General features: G+C 65.2%; 12 protein-coding genes. 8 read left to right on the top strand and 4 right to left on the bottom strand.

Translation table 11 applies throughout. The annotated features are described in order from the left end of the window. Positions 1-5 precede the first annotated feature (5 nt). The 3 genes from N511_RS0105610 to N511_RS0105600 all read left to right on the top strand — a co-directional run bounded on the left by N511_RS0105610 (position 6) and on the right by N511_RS0105600 (position 4570). Positions 6-680 (top strand): ABC-type transport auxiliary lipoprotein family protein, encoded by a 675-nt coding sequence (locus N511_RS0105610; protein WP_027678393.1) that lies wholly within the window; start codon positions 6-8, stop codon positions 678-680. 115 nt (positions 681-795) lie between these two features. Further along, the gene (locus tag N511_RS0105605) at positions 796-1986 is read left to right on the top strand and encodes a VanZ family protein (protein WP_197032029.1); all 1191 of its coding nucleotides are present in this window, start codon (positions 796-798) and stop codon (positions 1984-1986) included. A gap of 481 nt (positions 1987-2467) precedes the next feature. Beyond that, a complete protein-coding gene (locus N511_RS0105600; RefSeq protein WP_027678391.1) occupies positions 2468-4570 on the top strand; it encodes a phosphocholine-specific phospholipase C in 2103 nt (700 codons plus the stop codon). Positions 4571-4749: 179 nt separating this feature from the next. Here the strand turns inward: N511_RS0105600 and N511_RS0105590 are convergent, their stop codons facing one another. From N511_RS0105590 to N511_RS23730, 3 genes are all read right to left on the bottom strand, one after another. Continuing rightward, entirely contained in the window at positions 4750-5052 is a 303-nt protein-coding gene (locus N511_RS0105590; protein ID WP_027678390.1) for a hypothetical protein, read from the bottom strand. Continuing rightward, positions 5049-6119 carry a DMT family transporter gene (locus N511_RS0105585; RefSeq protein WP_027678389.1) on the bottom strand — a complete coding sequence of 357 codons (1071 nt, stop codon included), beginning with the start codon at positions 6117-6119 and terminating at the stop codon, positions 5049-5051. The genes N511_RS0105590 and N511_RS0105585 overlap by 4 nt, the downstream gene beginning before the upstream one ends. Before the next feature lie 192 nt (positions 6120-6311). Next, entirely contained in the window at positions 6312-7757 is a 1446-nt protein-coding gene (locus N511_RS23730) for a helix-turn-helix domain-containing protein (protein ID WP_081785318.1), read from the bottom strand. 267 nt (positions 7758-8024) lie between these two features. Here N511_RS23730 and N511_RS0105575 point away from each other — a divergent pair, with 267 nt between their 5' ends. From N511_RS0105575 to N511_RS0105555, 5 genes are all read left to right on the top strand, one after another. Beyond that, on the top strand, positions 8025-9548 hold the full coding sequence (locus tag N511_RS0105575) for an aldehyde dehydrogenase family protein (RefSeq protein WP_051530829.1): 1524 nt from the start codon (positions 8025-8027) through the stop codon (positions 9546-9548). Between the two features lie 16 nt (positions 9549-9564). Next, positions 9565-11286 carry a choline dehydrogenase gene (gene betA, locus N511_RS0105570; RefSeq protein ID WP_027678387.1) on the top strand — a complete coding sequence of 574 codons (1722 nt, stop codon included), beginning with the start codon at positions 9565-9567 and terminating at the stop codon, positions 11284-11286. Next, positions 11286-12095 carry a TorF family putative porin gene (locus tag N511_RS23725; protein WP_051530828.1) on the top strand — a complete coding sequence of 270 codons (810 nt, stop codon included), beginning with the start codon at positions 11286-11288 and terminating at the stop codon, positions 12093-12095. Before betA ends, N511_RS23725 begins: the two co-directional genes overlap by 1 nt. Before the next feature lie 65 nt (positions 12096-12160). Continuing rightward, positions 12161-12463, top strand: a complete 303-nt coding sequence (locus N511_RS0105560; protein ID WP_027678386.1) for a CBU_0592 family membrane protein — start codon at positions 12161-12163, stop codon at positions 12461-12463. 246 nt (positions 12464-12709) lie between these two features. Next, positions 12710-13171 (top strand): hypothetical protein, encoded by a 462-nt coding sequence (locus N511_RS0105555; RefSeq protein ID WP_027678385.1) that lies wholly within the window; start codon positions 12710-12712, stop codon positions 13169-13171. A gap of 76 nt (positions 13172-13247) precedes the next feature. Here N511_RS0105555 and lipA read toward each other — a convergent pair whose 3' ends face one another. Further along, a complete protein-coding gene (gene lipA / locus N511_RS0105550) occupies positions 13248-14249 on the bottom strand; it encodes a lipoyl synthase (protein ID WP_004633801.1) in 1002 nt (333 codons plus the stop codon). Between the last annotated feature and the right edge of the window lie 17 nt (positions 14250-14266).

Here is a 14266-nt window from a genome sequence, read left to right as displayed (position 1 = left end):
ATTCCATGCCGATGTTGTCTGCTGTGTTCCGCCGCGCCTTTGCGCTGCCTGCGCTGCCTGCGCTGATGGCGCTGTCGCTCCTGGCAGCCTGCTCGAGCGCACCCGTGGCGCCCGCTGCCCTGTATGACTTTGGGCTCGCGCCGGCCGCAAGCGCTGGCGCGCGCCTGCCCACCGCCCTGCGCGTGGCCGACGTGGCCGGCCCGGGCTGGATGGACGGCAACGCCATCTATTACCGCCTCGCCTATGCGCAAAGCCAGCGCACCGACGTCTACGCCAACAGCCGCTGGGTGGAATCGCCGGTGAGTCTGTTCGATGCCCGTTTGCGCAATGCGGCGGCGGGGCGCGGCCAGGTGATCGGCTATCCCACGCCGGAAGTGCCGAGCCTGCGCGTCGAGCTGGTCGATTTTTCACAGGTGTTTGACAGGCCGGACGCCAGCCGCGGCGTGGTGCGGTTGCGGGCGACGGTGTCGCTGGCGCGCGGTGTGATCGACCAGCGTGTGGTGCAGGCCGACGCGCCGGCGCCCAGCGCAGATGCAGCAGGTGGCGTGGCGGCGCTCACACAGGCGTCGGACAAGGCCATTAGCGAGGTGCTCGACTGGGTGGCGGGCCTGCCGCTCGCGGCCTCGCCGTCCTCCGCGCCCGCGAGGTCCGCGGCTGCCTCTGGGATGCCCCGGCGCTGAGACCTCGACTTCTCCACCGGACGGAGGAACCATCCGTGATGCGCGGCATCGGACGCTATCATGGGCGGCTTCTTCCGGGCACGTCCGCCCCTCCTTCTAGATTGCAGCTTCTCCGGTGACGGACTTCCACTCGCAACCCGCCGCGCCCACCTCGCATCGTCACTCGCCGCTTGCGCGCGCCGGGCTGGGCTGGTTCGTATTGCTGGTCGTCTACGCAAGTCTGTATCCGTTTGCCGGCTGGACGGACACCGGTGTGTCGCCGTTCGCCTTCCTGAGCGCGCCGCTGCCGCGCTACAACACCGGCTTCGACATGCTCACCAACGTGTGGGGCTACATGCCGCTGGGCATGCTGACGGTGCTGGCGCTGCATCCGCGCATCACCGGCTGGCGTGCGGCGTTGCTGGCGTTGCTGGCGGGGCTGCTGCTTTCCGGCGCGATGGAGGCGATCCAGACCTATCTGCCCACGCGCGTGTCCTCCAATGTCGATCTGGCCACGAACACGCTGGGCGCCTTGCTGGGCGGCATCGTCATGCTGCCGTTTTCAGCGCGGCTCATCGACCGGGGCGGGTTGCGCCGCCTGCGCCGCCGGTGGTTCGAGCCGCATGCGACCTTCGCCATCCTGCTGATGCTGGTGTGGCCGTTCGCGCAGATCTTTCCGCAGGAATTCCTCTTCAGTATGGGCGGGGTGATCCGCAGCATCCTGCTCGATCCATCGCCGGATGCGTTTGTGGTCAATCTCCTCAACGGCTGGTTTCCGGAGCTGTTCGACTGGCAGGACAAGCTGACGGCACATCCGGAAGCACTGCAGCGCCAGGAGCTGCTCGAAGCGCTCATCACCGCCTGCAGCTGGATCGGCACCGGGTTGCTGGCCAGCGTGGCCATGCGCCGCGGTGCGCCGATGCTGCGCCTGCTGGCGGCGCTGCTCGCCGGGGCGCTGCTGGTGAAGGCGGGGGCGACGGTGCTGCAGTTTCCGCTGGGCGGCGCGTGGGATTGGCTTTCGTCCGGCGCACGTTTCGGGTTGGTCGTCGGCTCGCTGGTGTTGGTGCTGCTGGTGCGGTTGCCGCGCTGGCTGCGCGGCGCGCTGGCCATGACGCTGCTGATTGCGCTGATCATTCTGTCCAACGTGCTGCCGCCGAGCCCGTATTCGTGGGTGTCGGCGCAGAGCTGGCGGCTCGGGCGCTTCGTCCATTTCAACAGCCTGTCGCAATGGATCGGCTGGCTGTGGCCGTTTCTCGGCCTGGGCTATCTGGCCTGGCGCGCCGAGCAGACGCAGCTACAGCGGCGCGCCGGACGTCAGGCGCGTTGAGCGCGCGCTGCGGCCGCTGCCGCACGCGGTGACGCTGCGCGGCGTACCGCAATCAGTGCCAGCAGTGCCCCGAGGTACATCGCCGTCATGGCGACAAAACCCGCGCGCCACCCGAATACACCCGTCCCCTCCAGCGCAGACGCGCGGTGATGCCGGCGCGCGCCGTCTTCACGTAACCGACATGAATCCTTTCTACCTTAGCGCCTGATGAGCTGACGGCGCGCGCTGCCCCGTCCTGCTCGCGAATGTCATCAGGAGGTCATCTGTGTCTGCCAGCCAAAACGCCGGCGCTCGCCGTCGATTGCCCGTGGTGTCTGCGCTCGCGTTGAGCGGTGGCGATGCGGCTGATCCTCATGTGCCTCCCGTGATCCACACCGTCGACTGACTGCGTTCGCTCGCGCTTAGTCTGGCGTTGCCCCGTGTTGTCCCCGCAACTCCCCCCCACCCCCAACCCCAAACACACAGACATCAGGACGAGAACATGACCTCCAACAGTCGCCGTGGTTTTCTCCGTTCCGCTGCCCAGTTGGCTGCTGCATCTGCAGCCATGGGCGCGGTGCCCGAAGGCATTCGCCAAGCGCTGGCGATTCCCGCCCATAACGCGCACCGCACGATCGAAGACGTGCAGCACATCGTGATCCTCATGCAGGAAAACCGCTCGTTCGACCATTACTTCGGCACGCTGCGTGGCGTGCGCGGGTATGGCGATACGCGCACCGTCACGCTGCCGACCGGCAAGAGCGTGTGGCATCAGCCGATGGCCGGTGGCGTGGGCGAAGTGCTGCCGTTCCGCCCGAGCGCGCCCGATCTGGGCCTGCAGTTCCTGCAAGACCTGCCGCACGGCTGGAACGACACGCACCTTGCCGTCAACGGCGGCCGTTACGATGGCTGGGTCCCGCACAAGGGCACCACGACGATGGCGTACCTGACGCGCCAGGACATTCCGTTCCACTACGCGCTGGCCGACGCCTTCACCATCTGCGACGCCTATCACTGCGCGACACCCACGTCGACCGATCCGAACCGCTACTACATGTGGACCGGCTACGTCGGCAACGACAACGTCGGCGGCGGCCCCGTGATCGACAACGCAGAAGCGGGCTACGGCTGGTCGACGTATCCGGAGGTGCTGGAGGCCGCCGGCATCTCGTGGAAGATCTACCAGGACATCGGCACGGGCCTGGACGCCGCGGGCTCCTGGGGCTGGACGAGCGACGCCTACATCGGCAACTACGGCGACAACTCGCTGCTGTACTTCAAGCAATACCAGAATGCACAGCCCGGCAGCCCGCTGTACGACAAGGCGCGCACCGGCACCAACGCAGCAGCCGGCGACGGCTACTTCGACATCCTCAAGCGCGACGTGCAGTACGGCACGTTGCCGCAGGTGTCGTGGATTGCCGCGCCGGAAGCGTTCTCCGAGCATCCGAACTGGCCGGCCAACTATGGCGCCTGGTACATCGACCAAGTCCTGCAGATCCTGACTTCGAACCCCGAGGTGTGGAGCAAGACCGCGGTGTTCATCACCTACGACGAGAACGACGGTTTCTTCGACCACCTCGTCCCGCCGTTTGCATCGTCGGGCAGCAATGGCCTGTCGACGGTCGACACCAGCGGCGAATACTTTCCGGGCAACAGCACGTACGGCGCCGGCAGCTACGGCCTGGGCCAGCGCGTGCCGATGCTCGTGGTGTCGCCGTGGTCCAAGGGCGGCTTCGTGTGCTCGGAAACGTTCGACCACACGTCGATCATCCGTTTCATCGAACAGCGCTTCAAGCGCACGCACAACGTGCGCTCGCCCAACATCTCGAAGTGGCGTCGCGCCGTCTGCGGCGATCTGACGTCGGCGTTCAACTTCGCCACGCCCAACGAGGTGGTGCCCGCGCTGCCGAGCACCACCGCCTATGTGCCGAAAGACAAGCTGCGCCACGCCAGCTACGTACCGCTGCCGCCGCTGGTGCAGGCCGTACCCAAGCAGGAAGCCGGCGGGCGCCCATCGCGTGCGCTGCCGTACGAACTGTTCGTGCGCGGCCGCCAGGACGAAGCCGCCGGCAAGTTCCAACTGGAATTCGTGAACACCGGGGACTTGGGCGCCGCCTTCCTCGTCTACACCACCGGCAGCACGGACGCACCGCGCACCTACACCGTCGAGGCAGGCAAGCGCCTGTCGGACAAGCTGGCCGTCAACGCTGGCGGCGCGTATGACTTCACGGTGCATGGCCCCAACGGCTTCCTGCGCCGCTTTGTCGGCAAGCTCACGCTGTCGGGCCTGCTGCGTCCGCATGGTCGCGCGTTGGAAGTGAAGGAAGGCTACGACGTAGCCAACGGCAACCTGCAACTGCGTCTCATCAACCACGGCCGCGCGCCTACCGTCTTCACCATCAAGAGCGCCTACACGGGCGAGAGCGTGCAACGTGAAGTGCGCGGCGGTGACGATGCGGCGGTGTACCTGGACCTGCGCAGCCAGCACGCCTGGTACGACATGACCGTCACGGCCAGCAGCGATGCCGGCTTTGAGCGTCGCCTTGCTGGCCACGTTGAGACCGGCCGTGTCAGCGCGTCCGATCCGGCGCTGAGCGCATAAGCGACACCCCAGCAAAACGGCCCGCTGGCGTGACTTGCCAGCGGGCCGTTTTTTTCCTTGCGACGCCCAGCGTCAGAGTTGTTTCGTGTACGTGCGTGCCTGGTACAGCGCCAGCGCGCTCAGCCCGACGATCACCACGATCGCCAGGACATCGGCAAACGGATAGCCCCAATACTGCGTCATTGCGTGGTCTCCTTCGATTCGAGGTCGAGCAGGCCGGTGTCGGCCATGCGCTGACGGCCAAACTCGGTGATGGCGTAGCGGAAGTGCATCTTGTTGGTGGCGTCGTCGAGCTGGTCTTCGGAGGTTTGCACCAGGCCTCCGGAGTACAGGTCTGAGAGGATGGCGCGAACGCTGCCGGTCCAGTACTCGTCTTCGGGTTTGCCGTATTCGATGCAGGTGCGATGGGCGATTTCGCTGTCCCACAGCATGTCGCTGCCCGCGAGCAGTTGCAGGACGTAGCCCTTCATGTGCAGTTTCATGCGTGCGTCTCCGTGGTTGCAGGTGCCGTGCCGCCGCGGATGACTTCCAGGTTTTCCGCGCTTTCCGACACCATCACGAAGCCGCCGAAGATCACCAGCGCCAGCCCGATCAGGAAATACCACTCCGGAAACTGCAGCGTGAAGATGGCTGTGAAGAGGGTGGCGAACATTGCGTAGAACGCGCCCAGCGCCTGCCCGCGTCCCACGCCGATCAACGGGAACGACTTGTACCAGGCGACTGCGCAGAACGAGAAGGTGAGGCCGCCCACGACCAGCCACAGCAGCGCCTTGCTGTGGACGATGCCCGAGGCAATCTCCGTCACGGGCACCGGCACATGCACGAACAGCGCGATGGCCGGCAGGATGAAAACGACCCAGTAGATGGCCTCGGCGGTGTAGCGGATGGAGACCCCGCAGTCGGGATCTGTCACGTCCATGGCGCGTCCGACGATCGCGCCTTCCAGGCCCCAGCCGATGGCGGCCATGGCGCCACCCAGGTAGCCGATCCACTGATGGCTGCCGCTGTGCGATTCGGCCATCAGTGCCGGCGCGTAGATCGCCACCCCGCCCAGGATGATGATGGCGATGCCCACCGCCGCCCGTGCGCTGATGCGCTCGTTGTACCAAAGCTTGGCCACCGTCGCGCCCACCACCGGATACAGCAGCCCGGCGACGGCCGCAAACACGGCGCCCACATAGCCCATCGCGAGATACGAGCCGAAGTTGGCCATCAGCCCGCCCACGACCGCCGCAATGAAGTACCAGCGCGAGATCTTGCGGAATTGGCCGAGGGTGCGGAAGTAATCCCCCAGCTTGCCGAGCGAGCCGAGCCACACCCACTGGAAGACCGTCACCATGACGCTGTGGAACGCCGTGATGACCGCTGCGCAGACCAGGAACACGCGCGGGTCGGAAAGGTCCATCGCGGCGAATGGGGATTCATGCCAGACGGCCGTGCCGGGCACGTACCAAGCGCCCCAGAGGATGGCGGCCCATAAGGCCCAGCGGTAACCCCACTGCAGTGTGCGTTGATGATGGGCCGCGCGGGCGGCGGAGGAAGAAGCCAAACCGATCTCCTTGTTCTGTACGCGTCAGTCCCGAAAACCTGGGTGACGCTTTAGTTACTGGAGGTTGATAAATTAACTATGAGTTTTCTAGAGTCTATGCCGGCCCTCCAGGCATGCCGGAAAAAGTCGCAAGGGTTGACGGGATTGTCAGAAGTTGACGTCTGTGACGTCGGGGTGTGCTGGGCTACGAGGCTACGAGGCCCCCGCCTCGGGCACGGTGTCGACCACGGTAATCAGATGCAGCGGTGCGTCCGTAGCCGGATCGCGCGCCAAGGACGTGGTGATCCGCACCGGTACGGCAGAGCCATCCCCGCGTACCAACTGCAGCGATAGCGCATACGTTGGTACCGTGCCGGCGAGCAACTCACCGTACTGGCGCAGGTGGCGAGCGAGGTCGTTGCGGTGCGTGAGGTCGAGCAGCGTCCGCTGCTGCAGCGCTGTTTCCGACTGGCCCAGCAGCGTGCAAAGCCACGGGTTGGCGCGCAGGCAGCGGCCTTCCAGGCTGACCTGCGCGATGCCGACGGGCACCTGTTCGAACAACGTCCGCAGCTTGGCTTCGCTGTCGCGGAAGGCAGCTTGGGCTTCCACTTCAGCGGTGATGTCCTGCGCCGCGCCGATCATCGTGGGCGTGGCGGCCGATGGGTCCTGCGCTTCGCCTTCTTCACGAAGATGGCGGTGGGAACCGTCGGGCAGGGTGATGGTGTATTCAACGCGATACGGCTGGCGCGATGCCACGGCGCGGTCCAGCACGGCCTGCACGCGGGCGCGATCTGCGGGAACGATGGCCTCCAGATAGCGCGCCATCGTCACGGGCGTGGATTGCGGCGCCCAGCCGAAGATGCGGTAAGCCTCGTCCGTCCATCGGCAGGCATCGGTGCCCGGTTCCCAGAGCCAGCTGCCGAGGTGGGCGATCTGCTGCGCCTTGGCCAGCAACGCCTCCGAATCGCGCAACGCGGCTTCGGCGGTGTGGCGCTCCGTGGTGTCCAGGCTCAGGCCGATCATCTTGACCGGGCGGTCCTGCGCATCACGCACGAGCGTTGCCCGCGAGACGATCCAGCGCACCACGTCCGGCGCCGGCGCAATGCGGAATTCATGCTCGTAGACGCCGCCCGCGCTGAGGTTCTGCGAGACCGCGGCCTGCACGCCGGGCACGTCTTCGGGAAGCACGCATTGCCAAAAATCGTCCAGCGTGCGGATCGGCCGGCCAAAGAGGCGGGCGGCATTCGGTGAATACGCGACCGCGTCCGTCAACAGGTTCCACTCCCACGTGACCACGCCGGAAATCTCCTGCGCGAAGGTCATGCGCGCCTCGCTTTCCATGATGGCGGCGATGTGCTTCTGGCGGCCTTCGCGGGCGCGGACGTCGGTGGTCAGGCTGGCTTCCAGATCGGCGAGGGCGCGATCGCCGTAGCGCAGCCACAGCCAATTCACGTTCAGGAAGCGGGCCAATGCCAGCAGGTTGGCGTATTCGATCTCGCCGCCACGCGTCCATTTGTGGACCGCCGAGGGGGATACGCGCAGCGCCGCCGCCACCTGCTTGAGCTGGATGCGGCCGCGTGTCAGCACGCCTTTGAGGCGGCCGGCAAAGCTGTCGTCATCGATGGGGCCGTCGGGCGGCGGAAGTGCTGCGGCGGTCATGGGGCAGATTTACTGGCAGTGATTCCCGAGAGTATAACGCGTTAAAAATAGTGAAAATTTATCGAAATTTGGCACCGTTAGGCCATAACGATTGGCCTGACGCAACTAATTTTTCCTAGACTAGTCCAAAATTCTCCAAAGGTAAATAAAAACACCAACAGTGAATTTATGGGTCGCCACGCCGAATGTCGTCTGCCAAGACGCTACGGTGTCGGCATTTCGGGCGCCGTCTCTTTGTGCGCCAGCCATTCACCAGGGGTACTGGATATGACGCAAGCTTCCCTTTCCACCGAATTCCATTCCGCCACGCTGGCACCCCGTCTTGATCTCTATATCGACGGCCAGTGGGTGCAGCCCGAGGGCGGCGTGTACCGCGACATCGTCGATCCCGCCACCGAAAACGTCCTGACGCAGGCGGCCGATGCCTCCGTGGCCGATGTGCAGCGCGCCATTGCCGCCGCCCGCCGCGCGTTTGACGAAGGGCCGTGGCGCCAGACGGGCACCCGCGATCGCGCTCGCCTGCTCAACCGCATTGCCGACGCCATCGACGCAGACGCCGAGAACCTCGCGACGCTCGAATCGCTCAACACCGGCAAGACGATCACCGAAAGCCGCTGGGACATGGACGGCATTGCCGCGACGTTCCGCTATTTCGCGGGGTTGGTTGCCACGGAATCCGGTCTCATCAACGAGGCGCCCGACACGGTCATCAGCCGCACGCTGCGCGAGCCGGTGGGCGTATGCGGCCTCATCACGCCGTGGAACTACCCGCTGCTGCAAGCCGCCTGGAAAATCGCGCCGGCACTGGGCGCGGGCAACACCGTCATCGTCAAGCCGAGCAACCTGACGCCGCTGACCACGCACCGCTTTGCCGAACTGCTGATCGAGGTTGGCGTGCCGGCGGGCGTGTTCAACCTTGTCACCGGTGCGGGCGAGGCCGGGGCCGAGCTGTCGCGCAATCTGGACGTGGATCTCGTTTCGTTCACCGGTGGGGCGGTTGCCGGCGCGGCGGTCATGAATGCGGCCATCGGCAACTTCAAGAAAGTCGCCCTGGAGCTGGGCGGCAAGAACCCGAACATCATCTTCGACGACGCAGATTTCGATGCCGCCGTCGACTACGCAGTCAATGCGGCGTTCTTCCACGCGGGCCAGGTGTGCTCGGCCGGATCGCGCCTGATGCTGCAAGACGGCATTCACGACCGCTTTGTCGATGCGCTGGTCGAGCGCGTCAAGCGCATCCGTATCGGCAACGGCTTTGCCGAAGGCACGGAGATGGGCCCGGTGCAATCCGCATTCCAGCGCCAGAAGATCATCAACATGATCCAGGCCGGCGTGCAGGAAGGTGCGGTGCTGCGCTGTGGCGGCAAGGCGCCGGAGGGCGAGGCGTTCGAGCGCGGCTTCTGGCTGGAGCCGACCGTGCTCGCCAATGTGCGCGACGACATGAAGATCGCCACCGAAGAAATCTTCGGCCCGGCGCTGACCGTTGAGCGCTTCTCCACCGAAGAAGAAGCGGTGCGCCGCGCCAACGCCACGCCGTTCGGCTTGGCGGGCGCGGTGTGGACGGCCGACCTGAACCGCGCCAACCGGGTGACCCGCGCACTGCGTTTCGGCACCGTGTGGGCCAACGACTATCACCCGTACTTCCCTGAGGCGCCGTGGGGCGGCTACAAGGCCAGCGGCATCGGCCGCGAACTGGGCCGGGGCGGTCTCGACGAGTACACCGAACTGAAGCACAGCTACATCAACCTCGCACCGCAGCCGATGGGCTGGTTCGGCGCCGGTGCTGAGTAAGAACGGAGGGCATGTTTTGACCACAAACACCGTACAGGAGTACGACTACATCATCGTGGGCGCGGGCTCGGCTGGTTGCACGCTGGCTGCGCGCCTGACCGAAGACGCGGACGTGACCGTGCTGCTGCTGGAAGCCGGCGGCCCCGACCACCGCTGGGATTTCCGCACGCAGATGCCGGCGGCGCTGGCGTATCCGCTGCAAGGCACCACGTACAACTGGGCCTACGAAACCGAGCCCGAGCCGCACATGAACAACCGCCGTATGGCGCAAGGCCGCGGCAAGGGGCTGGGCGGGTCGTCGCTCATCAATGGCATGTGTTTCATTCGCGGCAACGCGATGGATTACGAGCGCTGGGCGAGCGATTTCAACTTGCCCGACTGGACGTATGCCGACTGCCTGCCGTACTTCCGCAAATCGGAAACGTATGACAAGGGCGCCAACGACTGGCACGGCGATTCGGGCCCGCTGCAGGTCAGCACGCCCAAGCACGACAACAGCCTGCTGTTCCACGCCTTTATCGAAGCCGGTGAGCAAGCCGGTATTCCGGCCACGGACGACCTGAACGGCTATCGCCAGGAGGGCCTGGGCCCGATGGATCGCACCGTCACCGCCAAGGGCCGCCGCGCCAGCACATCGCTGTGCTATCTCGACGAGGCGCGCAAGCGGTCCACGCTGACGGTGCTGCCGCGCGTGCTGGCCGATCGCGTGATCTTCGATGGCACGCGTGCGGTCGGCGTCGAGGCGCTGATGGACGGCAACCGCGAAACATGGCGCGCGCGCCGCGAGGTGATCGTCGCCAGTGGCGCTATCGCTTCGCCGCAGTTGCTGCAGCGCTCGGGCGTCGGCAATGCCGACGAGCTGCGCGCCCTGGGCATCCACTCGGTGGCGCATCTGCCCGGTGTGGGCGAGAACCTGCAGGACCATCTGGAGATGTACATCCAGTACGAGTGCCTGCGCCCGGTGTCGATCTACGAAAACACGCTTTGGTACAACAAGCCGAAGGTCGGGCTGGAGTGGTACATGCACGGCACCGGCCCCGGCGCCAGCAACCACTTCGAGGCGGGTGGGTTCATCCGCAGCGATGACAGCTTCGAATGGCCGAACATCCAGTACCACTTCCTGCCGCTGGCCGTGAACTACGACGGCAGCAACCCGGTGAAGATGCATGGGTTCCAGTGCCACGTGGGTTCGATGCGTTCGCCGTCCACCGGTTACGTGAAGCTCGCCTCGCGCGATCCGCGTGACAAGCCCCGCATCCTCTTCAACTACATGGCGCATGACGTGGATTGGCGTGAATTCCGCGCCGGTGTACGCATCACGCGCGACATCATCGCGCAGCGTGCGTTCGACCAATACCGCGGTCGTGAGATCAGCCCGGGCCCGAGCGTACAGACCGACGCCGAGATCGACGCCTTCGTGCGGCAACACGCCGAGACTGCGCTGCATCCGTCCTGCACCTGCAAGATGGGTTCGGCCGACGATCCGATGGCCGTGGTCGACAACGAAGGCCGTGTGCATGGCTTGCAGGGTCTGCGCGTGGTGGATGCGTCGATCATGCCGCGCATCATCACCGGCAACCTCAACGCGCCGACGATCATGATGGCCGAGAAGATCGCCGACCGGATTCGCGGTGTGGCGCCGCTCGCCCGCTCCGATGCGGCGTTCTATGTGCACGGCAAATCGCCGCTGCAGGCGCCGGTCAAGCCGCTGGTTGCCAGTGAACTGGTGGCGGCCTGATGCGCTGGCGCAAGGTCACCGCAATGCTGGGCGGGGCGGCGGCGTGTGCAGCTGCGCTGCCGGCATTGGCGGACGAGGTGCCGGCGGGCGATGACAGACGCTGGTCGGCCAATGCATCGGTTGTCTCGCAATACGTGTCGCGCGGCCTGCGCCAGACATGGGGAAAACCTGCGCTCCAAGCGGGCGTCGACTACACATCGCCGAGCGGTTTTTATGCCGGCGTGTGGGGCTCGCAGGTCAGCGACCACGTCATCGCCGGTGCGCATGCCGAAATCGACACCTACCTCGGCTATGCCACCACCGTCGCGCACGGCGTCGAACTGACCACCGGGCTCTATCGCTACTGGTATCCCGGTGCCCGCTACGACAAGGCCGCTGGCGGCGGCCCCGCCACCGGCTACGACTACACGGAATGGATGGTCGGGGCCGGCTGGCGCGGCGTGTCGGTCAGGTTATGGACGACGCTGTCGAACTACTTCGGCTTCGATGGCAATTCGCTGGCGGACGGCATCGACCGCGGCAGCCGCGGCTCCACTTACGCCGAAGCCAACTGGGCCGTGCCCTTGCCGAACAACTTCACACTCGGGCTGCACGTCGGCCACGAGCATGTGCGCAACCACAGCGCATTCAGCTTTACCGATTACCGCGTTGAACTCTCCCGACCCATCAACAAGTTCGTGACGCTGTCTGCCGCTTTGACCGGCGCGGACGCATCCGCCTATGCCCACCAACTCTCCACCCGCAACGGCATGGATCGCATGACGCTCGGCCGACGCACCGTCGCCCTCAAGCTGACGGCGAGGTACTGAGCGGCGGGCGACGGCGTTTTACCTGCAACCCTTTCTCCACAACCTCTGCTTTCAAAGCACACACCATGGCCTCCCTGGGTTTTACCGACGTTGTCGGTCTGGTCGGCGTCGCCGCGTACGTCTCTGCACACTTTGGCGTGCAGGTCCTGCATAAGCCCCCGACCGGCGCATTTGCCGTTCGCCTCAATCTCCTTGGACCGATTTGCATCCTGATTTCGTTGATGGGCGCGTTCAATCTTGCGTCGTTCCTCACCCAGTTCTTCTGGCTGGCGTTGACGCTGATGGGCTGGTGGCGCAACAAGCAGGCGGGGCGGCCAGTGGCCGAGGTTCCGGGCGCACCGCGTCCGGGTCACCCGGCGCAGCAGTAGGTTCGCCGAGCACGACCAAAACCGCGTCCACGTACGCGGTTTTTTTTGGGGTCTCTTATTGCCTCTACCCCGCGAATATGGTTCACAGGCCACTTTATGCAGAACATGGCCTGTCCTAATTGTTGATTTTTGGAGAACAGTATTTTCTTGGATTGGACATTTATTCATCAAGGGCAACGATCTATTCTGATCTCAAGCGCAACGAACTGAGCGCAACCGAATATCCAGACAGATCAGGAGCCCATCATGAACACCCGTCTCGCAACCGCTTTCTCCCGCAATACGCTGCTGGCCCTGGTGGCCACGCTTTCCGCTTCCGCTGCGCTGCTGTCGGCCCAGCCGGCCGCTGCCGCGGTGCAAGGTCGCGCCGATCAGTACACGCAAGGCGCTGTCGCCAAGGCTGACCCCTACACGCAGGGTGCTGCCGCCAAGTACGACGTCTATACCCAAGGTGCGGACCGTCAAGCTGATACCTACGGCTATCTGTCGTGGAAGAACGATCGCTTCGATCCGTACACCCAAGGTGCCGTGGGCAAGGCTGACCCGTACACCGATGGCGCCATCGCCAAGGTCGATCCGTACACCGACGGCGCCGCTGCCAAGTACGACGTCTACACGCAGGGTGCCGATCGTCAGGCCGACACTTACGGCTATCTGTCGTGGAACGGCGATGCCTCGTATCCGAAGGACGCCGCTTCGCAAGCCTGATCGAGCCGCACCAAAGCAAAAGGGCCTTGGGTTCTACCCCAAGGCCCTTTTTGTTTCTGCGGCGTTCCAGCGGTAATTAGACCACGCCGGCTTCGTGTGCCTGCTGATCCGCGTGGTACGAACTGCGCACCATGGCGCCCACGGCCGCGTGCGTAAAGCCCATCTCGTACGCCTTCTCTTCGAACATCTTGAAGGTGTCCGGGTGCACATAGCGCAGCACCGGCAGATGGTGGCCCGACGGCGCCAGATACTGGCCGATGGTGAGCATGTCGATGTCGTGCTCGCGCATGTCGCGCATGACTTCCAGGATTTCCTCATCCGTCTCGCCCAGGCCGACCATCAGGCCGGACTTGGTTGGCACGTTCGGGTTGCGGGCCTTGAAGTCCTTCAGCAGCTTGAGCGAGTGTGCGTAGTCCGCACCCGGGCGCGCCTGCTTGTACAGGCGGGGCACCGTTTCGAGGTTGTGGTTCATCACGTCGGGCGGGCATTCCTGGAGGATGTCCAGCGCCTTCTCCAGGCGGCCGCGGAAGTCCGGCACCAGCACTTCGATGCGCGTGGCCGGCGACAGGGCGCGCGTGCGCGAGATGCAATCGACGTAATGCTGGGCGCCGCCGTCACGCAGGTCGTCGCGGTCGACGCTCGTGATGACGACGTAGTTGAGCTTGAGTTCGGCGATCGTCTTGGCCAGGTTTTCCGGCTCGTTCACGTCGAGCGGGTCCGGGCGGCCGTGCCCGACATCGCAGAAGGGGCAGCGGCGCGTGCACTTGTCGCCCATGATCATGAACGTGGCCGTGCCCTTGCCGAAGCACTCGCCGATGTTCGGGCAGCTGGCCTCTTCGCACACCGTCACGAGATTGTTGGCGCGCAGGATGTCCTTGATCTCGTAGAAGCGCGAGTTGCCGGTAGCGGCGCGCACGCGAATCCAGTCCGGCTTCTTGAGCTTCTCGGCCGGCACGATCTTGATGGGGATGCGGGCGGTCTTGTCGAGCGACTTCTGCTTGGCCGTCGCGTCGTACGGCTTGTTCGACGGGGTGGCAGGGGTGGCGACTTCAGTGGCGCCGGCGGCGGAATCGGTCATCGTGTTCTCCGCACGGG

Origin of the sequence: Ralstonia sp. UNC404CL21Col, from assembly GCF_000620465.1 — a bacterium.
In the GTDB taxonomy this organism is placed as follows: Bacteria; Pseudomonadota; Gammaproteobacteria; order Burkholderiales; family Burkholderiaceae; genus Ralstonia; species Ralstonia flatus.
The sequence above is the reverse complement of the archived record's forward strand: the minus strand, read 5'-3'. Positions and strand labels throughout refer to the sequence as shown.

Excerpts from the sequence above, each read along its gene's own strand:
- N511_RS0105610 (WP_027678393.1), top strand. The coding sequence starts at position 6 with ATGCCGATGTTGTCTGCTGTGTTCCGCCGCGCCTTTGCGCTGCCTGCG.
- N511_RS0105575 (WP_051530829.1), top strand. The coding sequence starts at position 8,025 with ATGACGCAAGCTTCCCTTTCCACCGAATTCCATTCCGCCACGCTGGCA.
- N511_RS0105600 (WP_027678391.1), top strand. The coding sequence starts at position 2,468 with ATGACCTCCAACAGTCGCCGTGGTTTTCTCCGTTCCGCTGCCCAGTTG.
- N511_RS0105590 (WP_027678390.1), bottom strand. The coding sequence starts at position 5,052 with ATGAAACTGCACATGAAGGGCTACGTCCTGCAACTGCTCGCGGGCAGC.
- N511_RS23725 (WP_051530828.1), top strand. The coding sequence starts at position 11,286 with ATGCGCTGGCGCAAGGTCACCGCAATGCTGGGCGGGGCGGCGGCGTGT.
- N511_RS23730 (WP_081785318.1), bottom strand. The coding sequence starts at position 7,757 with ATGACCGCCGCAGCACTTCCGCCGCCCGACGGCCCCATCGATGACGAC.
- N511_RS0105560 (WP_027678386.1), top strand. The coding sequence starts at position 12,161 with ATGGCCTCCCTGGGTTTTACCGACGTTGTCGGTCTGGTCGGCGTCGCC.
- N511_RS0105555 (WP_027678385.1), top strand. The coding sequence starts at position 12,710 with ATGAACACCCGTCTCGCAACCGCTTTCTCCCGCAATACGCTGCTGGCC.
- lipA (WP_004633801.1), bottom strand. The coding sequence starts at position 14,249 with ATGACCGATTCCGCCGCCGGCGCCACTGAAGTCGCCACCCCTGCCACC.